This window comes from Ruegeria sp. C9 (assembly GCF_056537585.1).
The window spans coordinates 309738-323734 of record NZ_JBQFRU010000006.1; the positions used below are offsets into that span (position 1 = coordinate 309738).

The following is a 13997-nucleotide window of genomic DNA, read 5'->3' on the forward strand; positions in this document are numbered from 1 at the left end:
GCGAGTTGGGGAAAGCAGGATCAGCGAGCGATCGACATGACCATGCGGTCGAAAGCACGGTCGCCCAACCATTTGCGGACGCCCATCATCAAGCTTGCGTATTTTCCGGCGGCGTAGCGGGTCTTGGGTCTGCGAGCCTTCACCGCCCGGGACACAACATCTGCAATCACTTGTGGAGACGAGCCGCCACCATCCTTGTAGTTTTCGGCGGTTGCCTTGGCGACGGTTTTGGCCATCGGTCCATAGGCCGTATTGCCCGAAAACTTCAGCATCGGGCCTTCGACAACATTTCCGAAAGAGGTCTGAATGATGCCGGGTTGGACCACAACCACGTCAATACCAAACTGTTTCAGCTCAAGCCGCAGGCAGTCAGACAAACCTTCGAGAGCGTGTTTCGAGGCATGATACCAAGCACCCAAGGGCGTATAGATCTTGCCACCCATCGACGTTATGTTGATGATCTTGCCCGCACGTTTCTCGCGCATGTCGGGAAGCAGTTCCTGTATCAACGCGGCAGCACCGAACAGATTCACGTCCATCTGATAGCGTGCTTCCTCGATCGGCACGTCTTCGACCGCACCATAAAGTCCGAAACCCGCATTGTTCACCATCACATCCGCGCCCCCGAACTTGTTGGTGATCTCAGCGACAGCGGATTTGCGACTGGCCTCATCCGAGACATCCATGGCAACAGGATGCGCGCCGAGCGCTTTCAGATCGTCCATTTGCTCCACCCGTCGGGCGGCGGCGACGACAGTCAATCCATCCTTGATCAGTTGCTGAGCAATCACTTTACCCATGCCCGACGATGCACCGGTAACGAGCGCAACTTGCTGTGTGTTTGCCATTATTTTCTCCAATTGTTTTGGACAACTTGTCTTGTACCGGATCATTTGCTCCGTTTGGCCCAAGTCGATGCGATCGGAATCTCCGGATACAAACGCAGATTGGAGCGTACGATAGCGCGGCAGTTCACTTGCGTTGTGGGCGCGGACTAAGTTCCGACATATCCCTCACCTCGGCCGGGGTCATGCCGGTCCAGCTTTGGAACGCGCGATAGAATGAGTTCGGCTCGCGGTATGCCAGCAAATAAGAGATTTCCTCGACGTTTAGCCCCTCCTCACTCAGATAGTGCATCGCCAGTTCTAAACGGGTTGATTCCAGCAGAGTTTGGAAGGTCTCACCTTGCTCCTTCAGTTGGCGTTGCAACGTGCGCTTGGACATGGCCATCCTCTTGCACATCGCCTCAATATTTGCCTCACCGGAAGGCAACATGTCATGTAGAGCCCGCTTGGCGCGCATCACGATGGGCGTGTCTGTTTCATAAGACTCCATCTTGCGACGAAGTTGCTTTTCAAATTCCGGCCAGGCTTCCTCGTTTTCAGTGATCAGGGGCAGGTCCGCGTCTTCGCGACGAAGGGAAATGCTTGCGCCAGGCGTTGGGTGGCGTCCCAGATACGAAAGTAATTCCTCACCCGGATGTTCAATGACTGGAAGCTTCACGTGTGCTGGCACGATATGCTCGGCAGTGTGGCAACGGGCGCACTCCAGCAGGTAAAGTGCTTCGAACCAGAGCATTCGCGGTGGGATTTGAATGGTGGGATCGACTGAACCGATTGCAACATGAAGGCAATCATCGTCCTCGGACAGGTCCAGAGTGATCGGCGCCATCAGCGGTTTGAACACCGACAGTCGTTGAAGCCCGGTACGTACATCGGGCGAGCAGGAGAAAGAGAATATCGCGGGCGTGAATGGCGCATGAGCAAAGAGTTTGCCCAAGACGAGCGGCAATTCTGGGCGCTTGGCTTCTTCTTCAACTGCCTGCCACAGATCGAAAACTTGCGCGGGCGTGATCCCCTTGCCCTCGTTGCGCAGGAAATCACGTGGAAACCCGGCTCGGAGAAACACCTTCTCGGGCGAGATTCTCAACAACTTGGCCAACTGTGTAATAGACTTGGCCATTGGGTAAAGACGGTTTGGCGATTTCGCCTCCTGAAGCGAGTGTATTAGCGCATCCTATATTCGCATGTGATTTCCACCGCGCCAGAGGCTTGAAACCCTTTGGCGTGTTCTGATGGTCCTTTGGCGCAATATGATAGAGCAACAGCGAAGCCCCAGCATCGTGTTCCTCTCGAACCCGACGTTGACCATTTTGGTTACACTTATTGCTGGATTGCCTCAGAGGTCGGTTCCGAGCCCAGAATAACCGATGCTGCACTCTGGATAAGCGTCAGCTCTGATTTGGGGTCTGAACCTCTCGTATTGAGGCTTCTTCAAGGCGTGTTTTGAGACGGTCAACAACATTTTGCGCTGTCGCAATATCATCGGGCGGCAGACCTTCCGAGAGTTCATTCACCCATGGGATTTGCTTCGCAATCGCGGCTTCGTATAACTCCTGCCCCTTTGGGGTCAGTACGACCAATTGCGCCCGCTTGTGGTGTGGGTTCGGCTGAAACTCCACCATGCCTTCTTTGCTCAATTCATTGATGATCCGTTGTACGCCCTGCCGGTGAACGCCCATCGTCCGTGCATGCCAGGCAACGGATTCCGGTCGATCAGAATAGGCAATGGCACCAAGGATCTGCCATCGGGCACTTGTTAGACCCAGTTCTGATACGAGCCGATCACCGGCAAGCTGCAATCGACCGTTCAGCCGAAACACATCCAGTATCAAGGCTGTGACGGCTTCTCCTGCTTCGGTCCTTCGCTCGTTAGGCATATCGACTCCTCATTTTATTTGACAACATATTGTCATTGTGTTTAGTGCTTCCTAAATATGACAACATGACACCAAAATGAAGTTGCTTTCAAGGAGTACTGCAATGGTAAGTTTCAAACCCCTAGACCCGGAGTTTCCCATTGAACGGCAATTGGGCGTCGACGCTGGACCCGTCGTTCTCGTCAATCTCTTCACAGTCGATCCTGTTGACCAAATCGCCTTGGTTGAAGCTTGGAAGAGCGATGCCGAATGGATGAAAAAGCAGCCAAGTTACATCAGCACCCAGCTGCATAAAGCCATTGGTGACGGCAGCATGTATATGAACTACGCGGTCTGGGAGGCTGTGGCGGACTTTCGCGCCGCGTTTTCAAACCCCGAGTTTCAGCAGCAGCTCAGCCACTATCCCTCAAGCGCTGTAACCGCCCCCCATCTGTTCGAGAAGGTTGCGGTGCCAAATTGCTGCACGGCCTGACGAAGCCCTTTCCAGAAGCCAATTTGAGGGAACCGCAATGAAAACCAAGATTCACGCCATCGCAGGCGGCATCGGCTTTGTGATGATCCTCCTTTTCTGGACATCAACGGCCACCAGCGAGCTCTTTGCGAGCCATGAAACAGTCGCAACCGTCAAGGCAATGATCCTAAAAGGCATGTTCATCCTCATACCGGCAATGGCGATTGCTGGCGGATCGGGCATGGTAATGGGCCGGAAACGCAAGGATGCGCTTACGAAAGCCAAGAAGGCCCGAATGCCGATAATCGCGCTAAACGGCTTGCTGATTCTCGTACCCGCAGCCTGGTTTCTGGCTGGCAAAGCTGCCGCTGGCGAGTTCGACAGTACATTTTACACGGTTCAGGTGGTTGAGCTGATCGCCGGGGCGGCCAACCTCACAATGATGGGACTGAACATTCGTGATGGCTTGCGAATGACCGGCAAAATTAAGCGCCTACGCTGAAAGCTCGATTCTAATCCAAGTGCTAGCGAAATTGCCGACATTCGAGCGAAGGCGACGAATTGGTGCATTGTTGCGCCAAGAGGATATCAAGATACATCCAACACAATGTCGGCCTACTGGTCGCTTAGAACAACCAAAACTTGAAAGTGCTAACCATAACAAACCGCGAACATCGCTGAAGCGGTTTTATGTGAAGCGATCTCTGGTTGAGTGATGGCCGTTCAGTGGAACAAGTGCGAAAGGCTGCCTCGCGGACAGAGCCGGTATTGGCAATTCCGCCTTGGCTGACGCAGCATCGCTTTGCAATTGCAGCGAGTCTTTTACCGCGACGCAAACCAGGCTTAGTAAGCTGTCATTGGTCCAGTTCGTATTCGGAACGCCAACTGCTAGCATGGCCATTTTCGGATGCAAGAGAGTTCGAACCTATCAATCGCCGTTGGACCCATCGGAAAACCACTTCAAACCTGTCCGGGAAGCCACAGAACGATAGCAGGGAAAGCAACGAGCATCGCTATGGTTGCAGCATCCGCCAGAAAGAAGGGCGTTACACCTTTAAAAACATCCTGAACGCTTAAGTCATCACGAACGCCGGCCACGACAAAGCAATTCAGCCCAATAGGTGGCGTGATCAGGCAAAACTCAGCCATTTTGACAACTAAAATGCCAAACCAGATGGCACACATCGGCCCGGACATGCCGAAGGTACTTTCGGCTGCACTTACGGCTTCACCACCGTTTAACGCCATGACGGCAGGGTAAACTACCGGCAGCGTCAGGAGCAGCATACCTATCGCATCCATGAACATTCCCAGTACAGCGTAAGCCAGAAGAATACAGATCAGGATTAGCATCGGAGACATCTCAAGCGAGGTAATCCAGTCGGAGAATGCGCTCGGCAGTTCGGCGAAACCAAGAAAACGAACGTAGACCAAAACGCCCCAAATGATCGTGAAAATCATGACGCTCAGCTTGGCGGTTTCCAAAAGCGCGTCTTTGAGTTCGGCCCAGCGCATACCCTGATACAGTGCCATCAGGAACACCACGAAGGCACCGATTGCGCCACCCTCGGTTGGCGTGCCCCAAGCATCGCCGCCGAATGGGTTGTAGACAAAGAAGATGATGGTAACGACGACAAACAAGATAGGCAGTGCGGGCGGAAGAGACATGAAACGCTCTTTCCATGTAAAGCCTGAGACTGCGGGACCAAATCCTTTGATCACGACGGCCATGCCAATGATCAGCAAGCCATAAATTACCGCCGAGAACATGCCCGGGATGAATCCGGCCAACAGCAGTTTGCCAACGTCCTGCTCGACAATAATCGCGTAGATGACCAGAATGGCCGAAGGCGGAATGAGCGAGGCAAGCGTACCGCCTGCAGCGACGACACCTGCAGCAAAACGCTTGTCGTAGCCGATCCTTAGCATCTCGGGGATGGCGATACGGGCGAACACAGCGGATGTGGCGACCGAGGCCCCGGATACCGCCGCAAACCCAGCGGTTGCGAAAACGGTCGAAACCGCCAGCCCACCGGGGACCCATGCCAGCCAACGCTTTGCGGCTTCGAACAGTGCTTTGGTCAGGCCCGCGTAATAGGCGAGGTAGCCAATCAGGATGAAAGTCGGGATAAGGCTCAACGCTTGGCTTGAAATCTTGGAGTGCGGCACCTGCCCTGCTGTTTTGACGGCCACAGTCACAGCCTTGCCGAACCGCGCCGGGTCATAACCAAACTTGGCCCAGAAGATCCAGATCAGACCAACCATGCCTGCTGTCGCGGCGGCGAAGGCCACGCGCATCCCTAACACCACAAGAACAAGCATACCGCCCGAGACGATCAGACCAATATCAATGGGTTCCATCAGTTTTAACCTCAGTTGTCGTGGCCGGAGACGTGCTCGGCTTCCATTGCAGCTTGAGTGGCTGCATCGGCTATTAGTGGGACGGCAATAGGTGCTTGATCGGGGTGTCGGATCGCGCGACCGTAGGCCCAGAGCTGTAGAACAAGCCTTAGGCAAAGCACGCTAAAGGCGACGGGGGCCAACAGCTTTGCGGGCCACAACGGGATACCTATGTCGATAGAGCTGTCGCGGCTCCAGAGTGGCGCACCAAAGTCAAAGCTGCGTGCGAAATGCGCCCAACTCCCCCAGATCAGCAAGACGATCAGCGCCAGAATGACAGCGGTTGTAATGAACTCAACGATATAGAGCGTCCGGCCTCTAAGCGCTCCAACAACCATGTCCATTCGTATGTGGCCGCCATCACGCTGCGCATAGGAAATCCCCATGAAGGCGATTAACGGCATGGCCTGCTCGATCCAGTCCACGTAACCGGGAAGTGGTGCGTTGGCGAAGTTCCGACCACCAACGGAGACTACGGCCATGACCATCAGCGAAAAGACTGCAAGACCGCTGATCAAGGCCAGAAAGCTTTCCAGTTTGTAGAGGTGTTGATCGAGAATGCTGAGACGGCTGTCGTTGGACAGCACCAGGGATGACCCGGCCATCGTTTTGCTCCGCTGTCAGGGAAAAAGGTACCCGACGCCAGCTTGACCGACGCCGGGTTGTGAGTGGATTAGCTGCCGTTTGCGATCTTCCCAGTCACAAGATCATAGAGCTCTTGTGCTGGTAGGCCACGCTCGGTGTTTTCTGCAATCCAGGCCTCGGCCGCGGGGGCGGCAGCGGCTTCTTTAAACGCTGCGATTTCTTCATCGCTGAAAGTGACTCGTTCGATGCCGCGTTGATCCAGCTCAGGGCCCCACGCTTCCATCGTTTTGGTTTGGTAGTGGCTCACGTAGTGATCCAATGCCTCCTCCACCGATCCCAGCAGAGCTTCGCGGTGTTCGTCAGACAGATCTTCCAGCGCCAGCGTGTTCACCACGACAGGGCAGTTGACGGTGCCGGGATTGAGGTTCGTCGTCCACCACTTGCCATTTTCAATGGTGCCAAAGGACATATGCGCGTGTGGCGCAAAGCTGACCGCTTTGACGATGCCGCTGTCCATTGCCTGACGCACTTCGGATGCAGACATCGATGTCGGAACTGCCCCAACCGTCTCCATCGCTTTACCGATGCCGCCAGTCGCCCGAACGCTCAGACCTTCGAAATCAGTTAAGGAATTGGGCGCTTCACCGACGCCAACAAGGTTGTACTGCGGCAGCGGCGAAGGCATCAGCAAGGTTGCGTCCCAGCGGGCCAGATCCTCGACAACGGCCGGGTGTTGATAGACTGCCATCGACAGGTCCACCTCTTGGTCCAGCGATGTCACACCCAGAAACGGCAGTTCCAGAACCGTGATCGAGGGGTTTTTGTCGCGATGATAGCCAGCGCAGAACTGGGCCATTTCAAACGCGCCAATTGAAATCCCATCGAGGTTTTCTTTGTTCTTCGACAGGCCGCCATAGCTGATGTTGAGTGTGAACTCACCGCCCGTCTTATCGCTCACCAGTTCGGCAAGTTTCTCGACGTGTTCAGTAAAGGCACGACGCTTGCCCCACAGGGAAACATTCCATTCGACAGCCAGTGCTTCGGATGCAACGGTCAGCGACAGGGCGGCAATGGCCGCCCGGTTAAGATGTTTGCGCATAATGGCTCCTCCCAGATCACGCAATGTGTTTGGGCAGAGTATTCAGGATGCGCAGCAGCCTGCCTATGAAGGAAAACGCGCGAGGAATTTCTGTTTCCCTGCGGATATCCGCAGAGTGGTTTCGCTTACAACAGCGTCTCTTTATCGAGACCGAGTTTGACGATCTTTTCGTTGAGCGTTCGGCGGCCAATCCCGAGCGCTTCGGCGGCGGCATCCATGCGGCCTTTATGCGCCTTTATGGCCTTGCCGATGAGCTCGCGTTCAAAAGCTGCAACCGCTTCGCGCAGCGTATCTGGCACTTCGTCAAATTGCTGATCGCTTTGGATAGCCTGCGCCACCGACCCTCCTCCGCGTCGGGCCGCCAAAATACGCCGTTCGCAAACATGGCGCAATTCACGCACATTGCCGGGCCAGTCATGGGCAAGCAGAGCAGCCAAATCGTCCTGATCAAGCTCCGGCGCGTCTATCTCGTAAACCTGCGCGTATTCGCTCAAAAAATGCGTTGCTAGCAGAACCAGATCATCTCGTCTTTGCCGTAACGGAGGTAAGGACAGGACGACGGTATTCAATCGAAACAAAAGGTCCTGACGCAGGCGGCCTTCCTCGGCTGCCAGTACAACGTCTTCGTTGGTTGCTGACACGACCCTGAAGCTCACCGGCAGCGGCGACACAGCCCCCACTGGTAAGACCTGCTGATCTTCGATGACCCTTAGTAACTTGGCCTGCGCCAAAGGTGGGCACGAGCAGATTTCATCCAAAAACAAGGTTCCACCTGATGCCGCCACAAGCCTTCCGTCGGATTCACCCGCGACGCCGAACATTTCCGCTTCAAACGTATCGGCCGACAATGCGGCGCAATTCAGCGCCAGAAACGGTGCCTCCGGCGAGCGGCTCAAATCATGTAAAGCATGGGCAACCAGCTCTTTCCCGGTGCCCGTATCTCCCTGCAACAAAACCGCAACCGATGTATCGGCAAGATCAAGTACTTCTTCTCGCAAGTCTGTAATGGCGTCTGTTTGACCCAGCAGGATGCGGTCAAGGCCTGACAGTTTAAACAGCCTGTCTTTTAGGCGAGCATTGCTTTTCCGCATTCGGTTTTGTTCAGCCGCGTGCCTCAGCACCGTCAGCAATCGCCGTGGTTCATATGGCTTTTCGATGAACCCATACGCCCCATCCTGTATGGCCTGAACGGCCATCGGGATGTCACCATGTGCCGAAATCAATACCACCGGAGGCGCCACATTCCTGTCCAGGCTGGCCAGCAATTCAAGCCCCGACATGCCGGGCATACGCACATCAGACAAAATGACATCGGGCGAGGCGTTGGCCAGATGTTCCGTCACGTGGGTCGCGCGCGACAGGGCGCTAACAGTCCAGCCGGCGGCTTCGAGCAACTCGACTAGCGATTGTCGCATCGATTTGTCATCATCAACGACCAGAACCTTGAAGGCTTGCTGCTGGGTCATTCGTCCGTTTCTTCAGTATTTGAGGCTATCGGGAAGGTGACGCGAAAAACTGTTCCGTCGCCATCACGATTTCGGGCCGCCATTGTGCCATCGTGATCTTTGACAATGCTGGTGGAAATGGCCAGCCCCAAGCCCATGCCTCTCCCGCTCTCTCTTGTGGTTACAAATGGCTCTTGCAACTCAGCCAGCGTTGCCTCGCCCAACCCGTGACCGTTGTCCTGAATTTCCAACACCGCTTCATCATCAGTAGCTACGACAGCGATATGGATTTCAGGTGCATCCACTTCGTCCATCGCGTCAATCGCATTGCGCAAAAGATTGGTGATGACCTGCTCGATCCGCAGTGCACTGCCCCGGATAAAGACCGGACCGGTCGGCGCATCAACTGAGATTTTCACCTTACCCTGCTCGATGTTTGGCGCAACCAGAGCCAAAGCGGCATTGACCGAAGTGCATAAGTCTACGTCGTCAAACGCCTCACTCTCTGAACGCGCAAAGAACCGCAATTGGCGCGTGATCCCTTCCATCCTGTCGACCAGACTTCCAATTTTTTGCGGCAGCTTGGACTCACCGGAAGATGAGATCTCTTCTGCCACCAGGTGATTGCGCATCGCAGCGATGGGCTGGCCCAGTTCATGCGTGACCGACGCGGATAATTGCCCCAGAGCCGCCAATCGGCTTGCGCGCTCCAACTCGCCTTGGGTGCGTTTCAGGCTCCGCTCGGCTGTCGTGCGGTCGTCGATTTCGATAGCGAGCCTTTCATTTGCCTCCCGCAGCTTTGCTTCTTCTTCTTCGGACCGCACTAAGGCCGCGCCTACTCGCCTTGCGCGTTGTATCTGGAAAAAGATAAATGCGAGCCCCGCCAAAAGGACAAAGACTGCAGTTACAAGCCAACTACGTGCTACGGCCTGATCGTCACTTGCAAAATAGTGAAGCGACCAGCCATGGGGTAAATCCGTAGCTGCAAGGTGCAGGCGCTTCGTACCAGCAATTCTGGCCTGGTCTCCCGGCAATTCAACCCAATCCAACGCATCTAAGTCTTGCCCCGGAAATTGCCTGGCAGCTCGAATCCGTTCTTGCTGAGTTTCTGACAATGGCTTCAACGCGCGATATTGCCAATCCGAGTTCGAAGAAAGCAAAACGATGCCGTCTTCATTAGCCAAAAGAACCTGCTCGCCCGAGTGTTTCCAGCTTTCCTGAAGGTTGGAAAAATCAATCTTAATAGCAACGACACCGGCTGGTTTTCCTGCTTCGCCATGCACCGCATTGGCAATGAAATAACCCGGCAATCCTGTTGTTGTCCCGATCGCGTAAAACCGCCCCTGGTCGCCGGAAAGAGCCATTTGGAAATATGGGCGGAACGCGTAATTCTGTCCTACAAAACTTCCGGCCTCACGGTAGTTGGAAGCCGATATCGTTACACCATTCCGATCCATTAGATAAATCGCGTCCAGGCCTGCTTGTGTTGCAAAATCCTCGAATCTCTGATTGAGAATTCCGGTACTGTCACCTTGCGCAGTTCCGATTACAAATGGGTCTTGCGCCATTACGTATGTGAGATGCGAAAAGCGCTCCAACTCAGCGGTGACCGAACTTTGATAAAGAGAAAGCCGTCCCTGTGCTTTCGAAAGCTCTTCCGAAAGGAAATACCTGTAAGATGACAGGTAAAGGCCGGTGCTGGCGACAACTGCAGTAACCAGGATCGCAATATGTGACGATGACCGCATTAAGCACCCTTTGATCCCATAAGATAGGAGCATAGTAGCTTGGGATAGTCTATCCCACACGCTGGGCGTGAGCGTAAGACACTGCTGCGTTGTGAATGAACGGCCAGTTTTCAGCTGCGTTACGGAGTTTGATTTTCTGCGCCAGCAACATCTGTCGTACTTCGCGCGCGCGCAGCATGAAACCAATATGACTGAAATGGGCTTCCTTTGGAATATTCGCCGCACGCTGCACTAGGGTCCGGTTTTGATTTCTTGGAAAAAAGACAATAGCAGAAAGCCTCTGCACATCGCAGTTCGGGTGTTATATGCACCGGTCTCTCGTTGAACGCCCGATCTGCTGTCACATGCCTTCGATATTGGCATTTCAGGCCGTGACATTTTCCTTAACGATGTGCCGTAGCAAGCAATTACCCTCGGCCATGAGGTCGTGGCGATCTTCGTTCTTTTTCATCACGGCTGCCCACGCCATTTGATCTTGTATGAAATCGTCAACGATCGCTATGCGCTGCCCACGGCCCATTTCCTTGGTTTTGCTTTTTGACACCAAAAGCCTGTTAATATGCCCGAGTAGGTTAGGAGATAGGTCCTGATCTTTAATGAGATCATGCAGGTTCATTGGGGGTGGCGTATCGGGTATCTGCCGGATCCAGGAGATCGCCAAGGCGGGTCTCAGGATGTAGAAATACGTTTTGAAGCTCACATCCTGGCTCTCACCAACATGCTTGTCCCACTGTTTCTGTGCCAGGTTGCGATAGTGGTGCAGACAGGATTCGCCGAAGGTCGTCTTGGCTGCGAAGGCAATCAGCCGTTCACATATCGCATCATTCCATCTGTACCTGATAGGACTGGATAACCATTCCAACATCACGGGGTTAGGTTTGATCAACAAACCAAGCGCTTTACGAATATCCCACCCGTTTACGTCCCAATCGCCCTCAATGGGCAGTTCGATGACATCGCGACCGGGCTCAATGCTCAGATACCAGTCTGGCCGGTGTACTTAGATGAAGCGTACATCGTAGTCACTGTCGGGAGACGGGAAACCCCATGCGCGGCTGCCGCTTTCAATGGCGAACAGCACTCGGACATCATGATCTGCTTCTAAAGCGGTGAGCTTAGATTGGATGACCTGCTCGATCTCAGGCGAAACGCTAGAGGTGAAAGTTGGACGGGTCATCGTGTTTCTCGCAGTGTCAAGACAGCCATCTGGGAAGGTACAACACAGTTTTTGTCAACAGGAACTAGGCGAGCAACCGCGGAACTATGGCCATCGGAGGCGGCATTATCATGTCCCAAACCTTGCTATTATTGGTGAGCATGCGCGGTAGAGTATCTGGCCAACTCCGCAGCGCACTGGTTCAAATATCCGTCGAGACTATCAAGTCAGATTAACTCGTTACTCTGGTCGCCAGTTCCCGAACCACGTCTCGTGTCTCGTTCGGGTAGGCACGAACAAATCCAGCCTCGCAGGGGATTGTCTCAACTTCTCTGCGATCCAGTGCCGGAGCCAAATGGATCGCGGCGATCTCAAACTGCTCTGCCATTTGGCCCAGCGTTACATAGTGTTTTTCAAAAGCCTGAATACTCTCTTCAGTGATGTAGCAACGATAATGCTGCGTGTCCGGGTTTCGCAGCTTTACCTGCTTAAGGTATCCACAATCCCGCAAGAGCCGGATTGACCCGATACTAATTCTCAAGCGCGCCGCTGCATCCAGAAGCGACAGATCACCAGAAAACACGCGCTCCGATTTTTCCAAGATCTCAGCGCAGTCTATAAGAATTCCAGCCAACCCCTCTACGTCCGGATCTCTCCAAACGCCGCTCAGTCGGCCTGCTACCCAATCGGCGACAACGCGAGCCAGGGCCACCCTGCTCTGTCGGCTGTACTCCGAGAGGGGCAATCTATGACGTGCCCGAGAGGCAATGCGCAGGCCTTCAAGCCTAGTCAGCAAGGTCTGTACCGTGGACGATGGAACATAGCGCAGAGACGTTCCAAAACGATAGGCTTCCAGAACATTATGCCGGATCAGTGCCTTAACATGGACCGGATGGATATTCAGCTGGACCGCGGTGGATTTGGTATTCTGCAGCCCAGACCAGAAGTCGAGCACGGCACGCGCCCCCGCAAACGCGGTAAACCCTAACTTCCGGACAAAACCTTCCGTTAAATGAACTGGCATCAAGGTCTGCTTTGTTAGGTTCGCGGCTGTAGCGGAATTTACCAATGGTGGTGAAGCAAGATCATACGTTAGATTCATCCTGATCCAGCGCAGTGCGCTTGATCTCTGTATGCCGCAAAATTACCATCTCTTTGGACTTTGCAATGAACGTTTTTATTTTGTCGAAAGAAGGAATGATGACGAAACAGCGTGTTGGCACGGTCTTAGGCGGACTGGTATTTCTTTCGGGCTTGATGGCATTTTTCGGTATCCCGGGTGTCATCCCCGCAGTATCAGAGTTCCTGAAACCAAAACTCGAAGATGTCGTCTACTGTAATGTCGGAGATCAGGAGCGCTGTGGTGATGTCCTTTTAGATGACGTGCCAAAAACGACTGTTCTTACCGCAAACCGGCTCACCCTAGGTGACGACATCAGGTTGCCAGCCGGGACCGTCATCATCGCAAACGAGATTGAGCTTGGAGGTCGAGTCTTAAACGCCGACAGTCATTTGGCCCTCTTTGCTCGCGAAATCCGAAATGGACGGATCCGCGTGTCGATGTCACCTTCGACACGTCCCATAGGGCCGATCGATGGCGGAGACGGAGCAAATGGTGGTGTTGTTCTGGCGGCCTTCGGGACCTTCGCCTCAACACTGCGATTTGAACTTGGCGGAGGTGACGGTGCATCTGGAGGCCAAGGCCCTGCGGGCACGGATGGTCGTGACGGCAACTGTGGCGGTTTCGGGGCCTATCGAGGAGCGCATGCGGGAGGTGATGGCGGAAACGGCGGTTCCGGCGGCAACGCAGGCGACGGCGGCACGATAGACCTCCTGTTTGGCGAAGGACTAGTCAGCGGCGATCAACTGATCGTTGCGGCCGGAAGCCCTGGGGGGGGCGGCGCAGGCGGCAGGCAAGGTCGAGGTGGCACCGGTTGCACCGGTCTAGGTGGATCGCAAGAGAATGAGAGTGACGGAAGGCCGGGTGCAACAGGGAAGCAAGGCAGCACCGGTGCGATTGGAACAAAAAACGTTGTCGGTCCTGATCTCGCGGCAGTAATCCGCCTTTCGGCGGTGATAGTTGACACCCCTCCTGCTAATTTTGAAGACGCGCGTCAGATCGCTGGTCCGTTCTTCACTCAATAGCGGTCGTACTTGAACCGAAAGATCAACTTTCGGCACCGCATGAATCGCGAGAGCATTAAGTTGTGCAAAAAATATCAATTTGAGGCACAAATTCCGGTTGCTTCTTGATCGAGGAGATGACAGCTGCACGAGTCGACAGTGACCTTGCGGCAGAGCAATCACGTTAGGCGCTTATAAAAGTTTGAAATGCCAAACAGGTTAAACCTTGAGCGTGATCATGCCGAAATCAAATGCTCAAAGTGGTGTTAC

The 13997-nt window shown here is 54.2% G+C and carries 12 protein-coding genes and 1 pseudogene; 3 read left to right on the forward strand and 10 right to left on the reverse strand.

All coding sequences use genetic code 11. The features are described from left to right. Positions 1–20: 20 nt before the first annotated feature. The 3 genes from ACR0NE_RS17270 to ACR0NE_RS17280 form a co-directional block, all read right to left on the reverse strand. Positions 21–848 carry an oxidoreductase gene (locus tag ACR0NE_RS17270; RefSeq protein ID WP_170597722.1) on the reverse strand — a complete coding sequence of 276 codons (828 nt, stop codon included), beginning with the start codon at positions 846–848 and terminating at the stop codon, positions 21–23. A gap of 124 nt (positions 849–972) precedes the next feature. Next, on the reverse strand, positions 973–1962 hold the full coding sequence (locus tag ACR0NE_RS17275; RefSeq protein ID WP_170597724.1) for an AraC family transcriptional regulator: 990 nt from the start codon (positions 1960–1962) through the stop codon (positions 973–975). Between the two features lie 268 nt (positions 1963–2230). Beyond that, positions 2231–2719: a MarR family winged helix-turn-helix transcriptional regulator gene (locus ACR0NE_RS17280; protein WP_170597726.1), complete on the reverse strand. Its 489-nt coding sequence runs from the start codon at positions 2717–2719 to the stop codon at positions 2231–2233. 76 nt (positions 2720–2795) lie between these two features. On the opposite strand from ACR0NE_RS17280, the gene ACR0NE_RS17285 reads away from it, so the two are divergent. Together ACR0NE_RS17285 and ACR0NE_RS17290 are read left to right on the forward strand one after the other, a co-directional pair. Beyond that, the gene (locus ACR0NE_RS17285) at positions 2796–3191 is read left to right on the forward strand and encodes an antibiotic biosynthesis monooxygenase family protein (RefSeq protein ID WP_480459789.1); all 396 of its coding nucleotides are present in this window, start codon (positions 2796–2798) and stop codon (positions 3189–3191) included. A gap of 37 nt (positions 3192–3228) precedes the next feature. Then, a complete protein-coding gene (locus tag ACR0NE_RS17290; RefSeq protein WP_170597728.1) occupies positions 3229–3672 on the forward strand; it encodes a hypothetical protein in 444 nt (147 codons plus the stop codon). Positions 3673–4130: 458 nt separating this feature from the next. Here the strand turns inward: ACR0NE_RS17290 and ACR0NE_RS17295 are convergent, their stop codons facing one another. The 7 genes and pseudogenes from ACR0NE_RS17295 to ACR0NE_RS17325 form a co-directional block, all read right to left on the reverse strand. After that, positions 4131–5531: a TRAP transporter large permease gene (locus tag ACR0NE_RS17295; protein WP_170597730.1), complete on the reverse strand. Its 1401-nt coding sequence runs from the start codon at positions 5529–5531 to the stop codon at positions 4131–4133. 11 nt (positions 5532–5542) lie between these two features. Further along, a complete protein-coding gene (locus ACR0NE_RS17300) occupies positions 5543–6175 on the reverse strand; it encodes a TRAP transporter small permease (protein WP_170597731.1) in 633 nt (210 codons plus the stop codon). Between the two features lie 68 nt (positions 6176–6243). Further along, complete coding sequence (gene dctP, locus ACR0NE_RS17305) at positions 6244–7254, reverse strand: TRAP transporter substrate-binding protein DctP (protein ID WP_170597733.1); 1011 nt, start codon at positions 7252–7254, stop codon at positions 6244–6246. A gap of 125 nt (positions 7255–7379) precedes the next feature. Beyond that, entirely contained in the window at positions 7380–8720 is a 1341-nt protein-coding gene (locus ACR0NE_RS17310; RefSeq protein ID WP_170597735.1) for a sigma-54-dependent transcriptional regulator, read from the reverse strand. Further along, entirely contained in the window at positions 8717–10447 is a 1731-nt protein-coding gene (locus ACR0NE_RS17315; protein ID WP_170597737.1) for an ATP-binding protein, read from the reverse strand. The genes ACR0NE_RS17310 and ACR0NE_RS17315 overlap by 4 nt, the downstream gene beginning before the upstream one ends. Positions 10448–10811: 364 nt before the next feature. Beyond that, positions 10812–11624: pseudogene (locus tag ACR0NE_RS17320) on the reverse strand (nucleotidyltransferase domain-containing protein). Positions 11625–11835: 211 nt separating this feature from the next. Beyond that, complete coding sequence (locus ACR0NE_RS17325) at positions 11836–12627, reverse strand: hypothetical protein (protein WP_170597742.1); 792 nt, start codon at positions 12625–12627, stop codon at positions 11836–11838. Positions 12628–12800: 173 nt separating this feature from the next. On the opposite strand from ACR0NE_RS17325, the gene ACR0NE_RS17330 reads away from it, so the two are divergent. Next, a complete protein-coding gene (locus ACR0NE_RS17330) occupies positions 12801–13748 on the forward strand; it encodes a hypothetical protein (RefSeq protein WP_170597744.1) in 948 nt (315 codons plus the stop codon). Positions 13749–13997 lie beyond the last annotated feature (249 nt).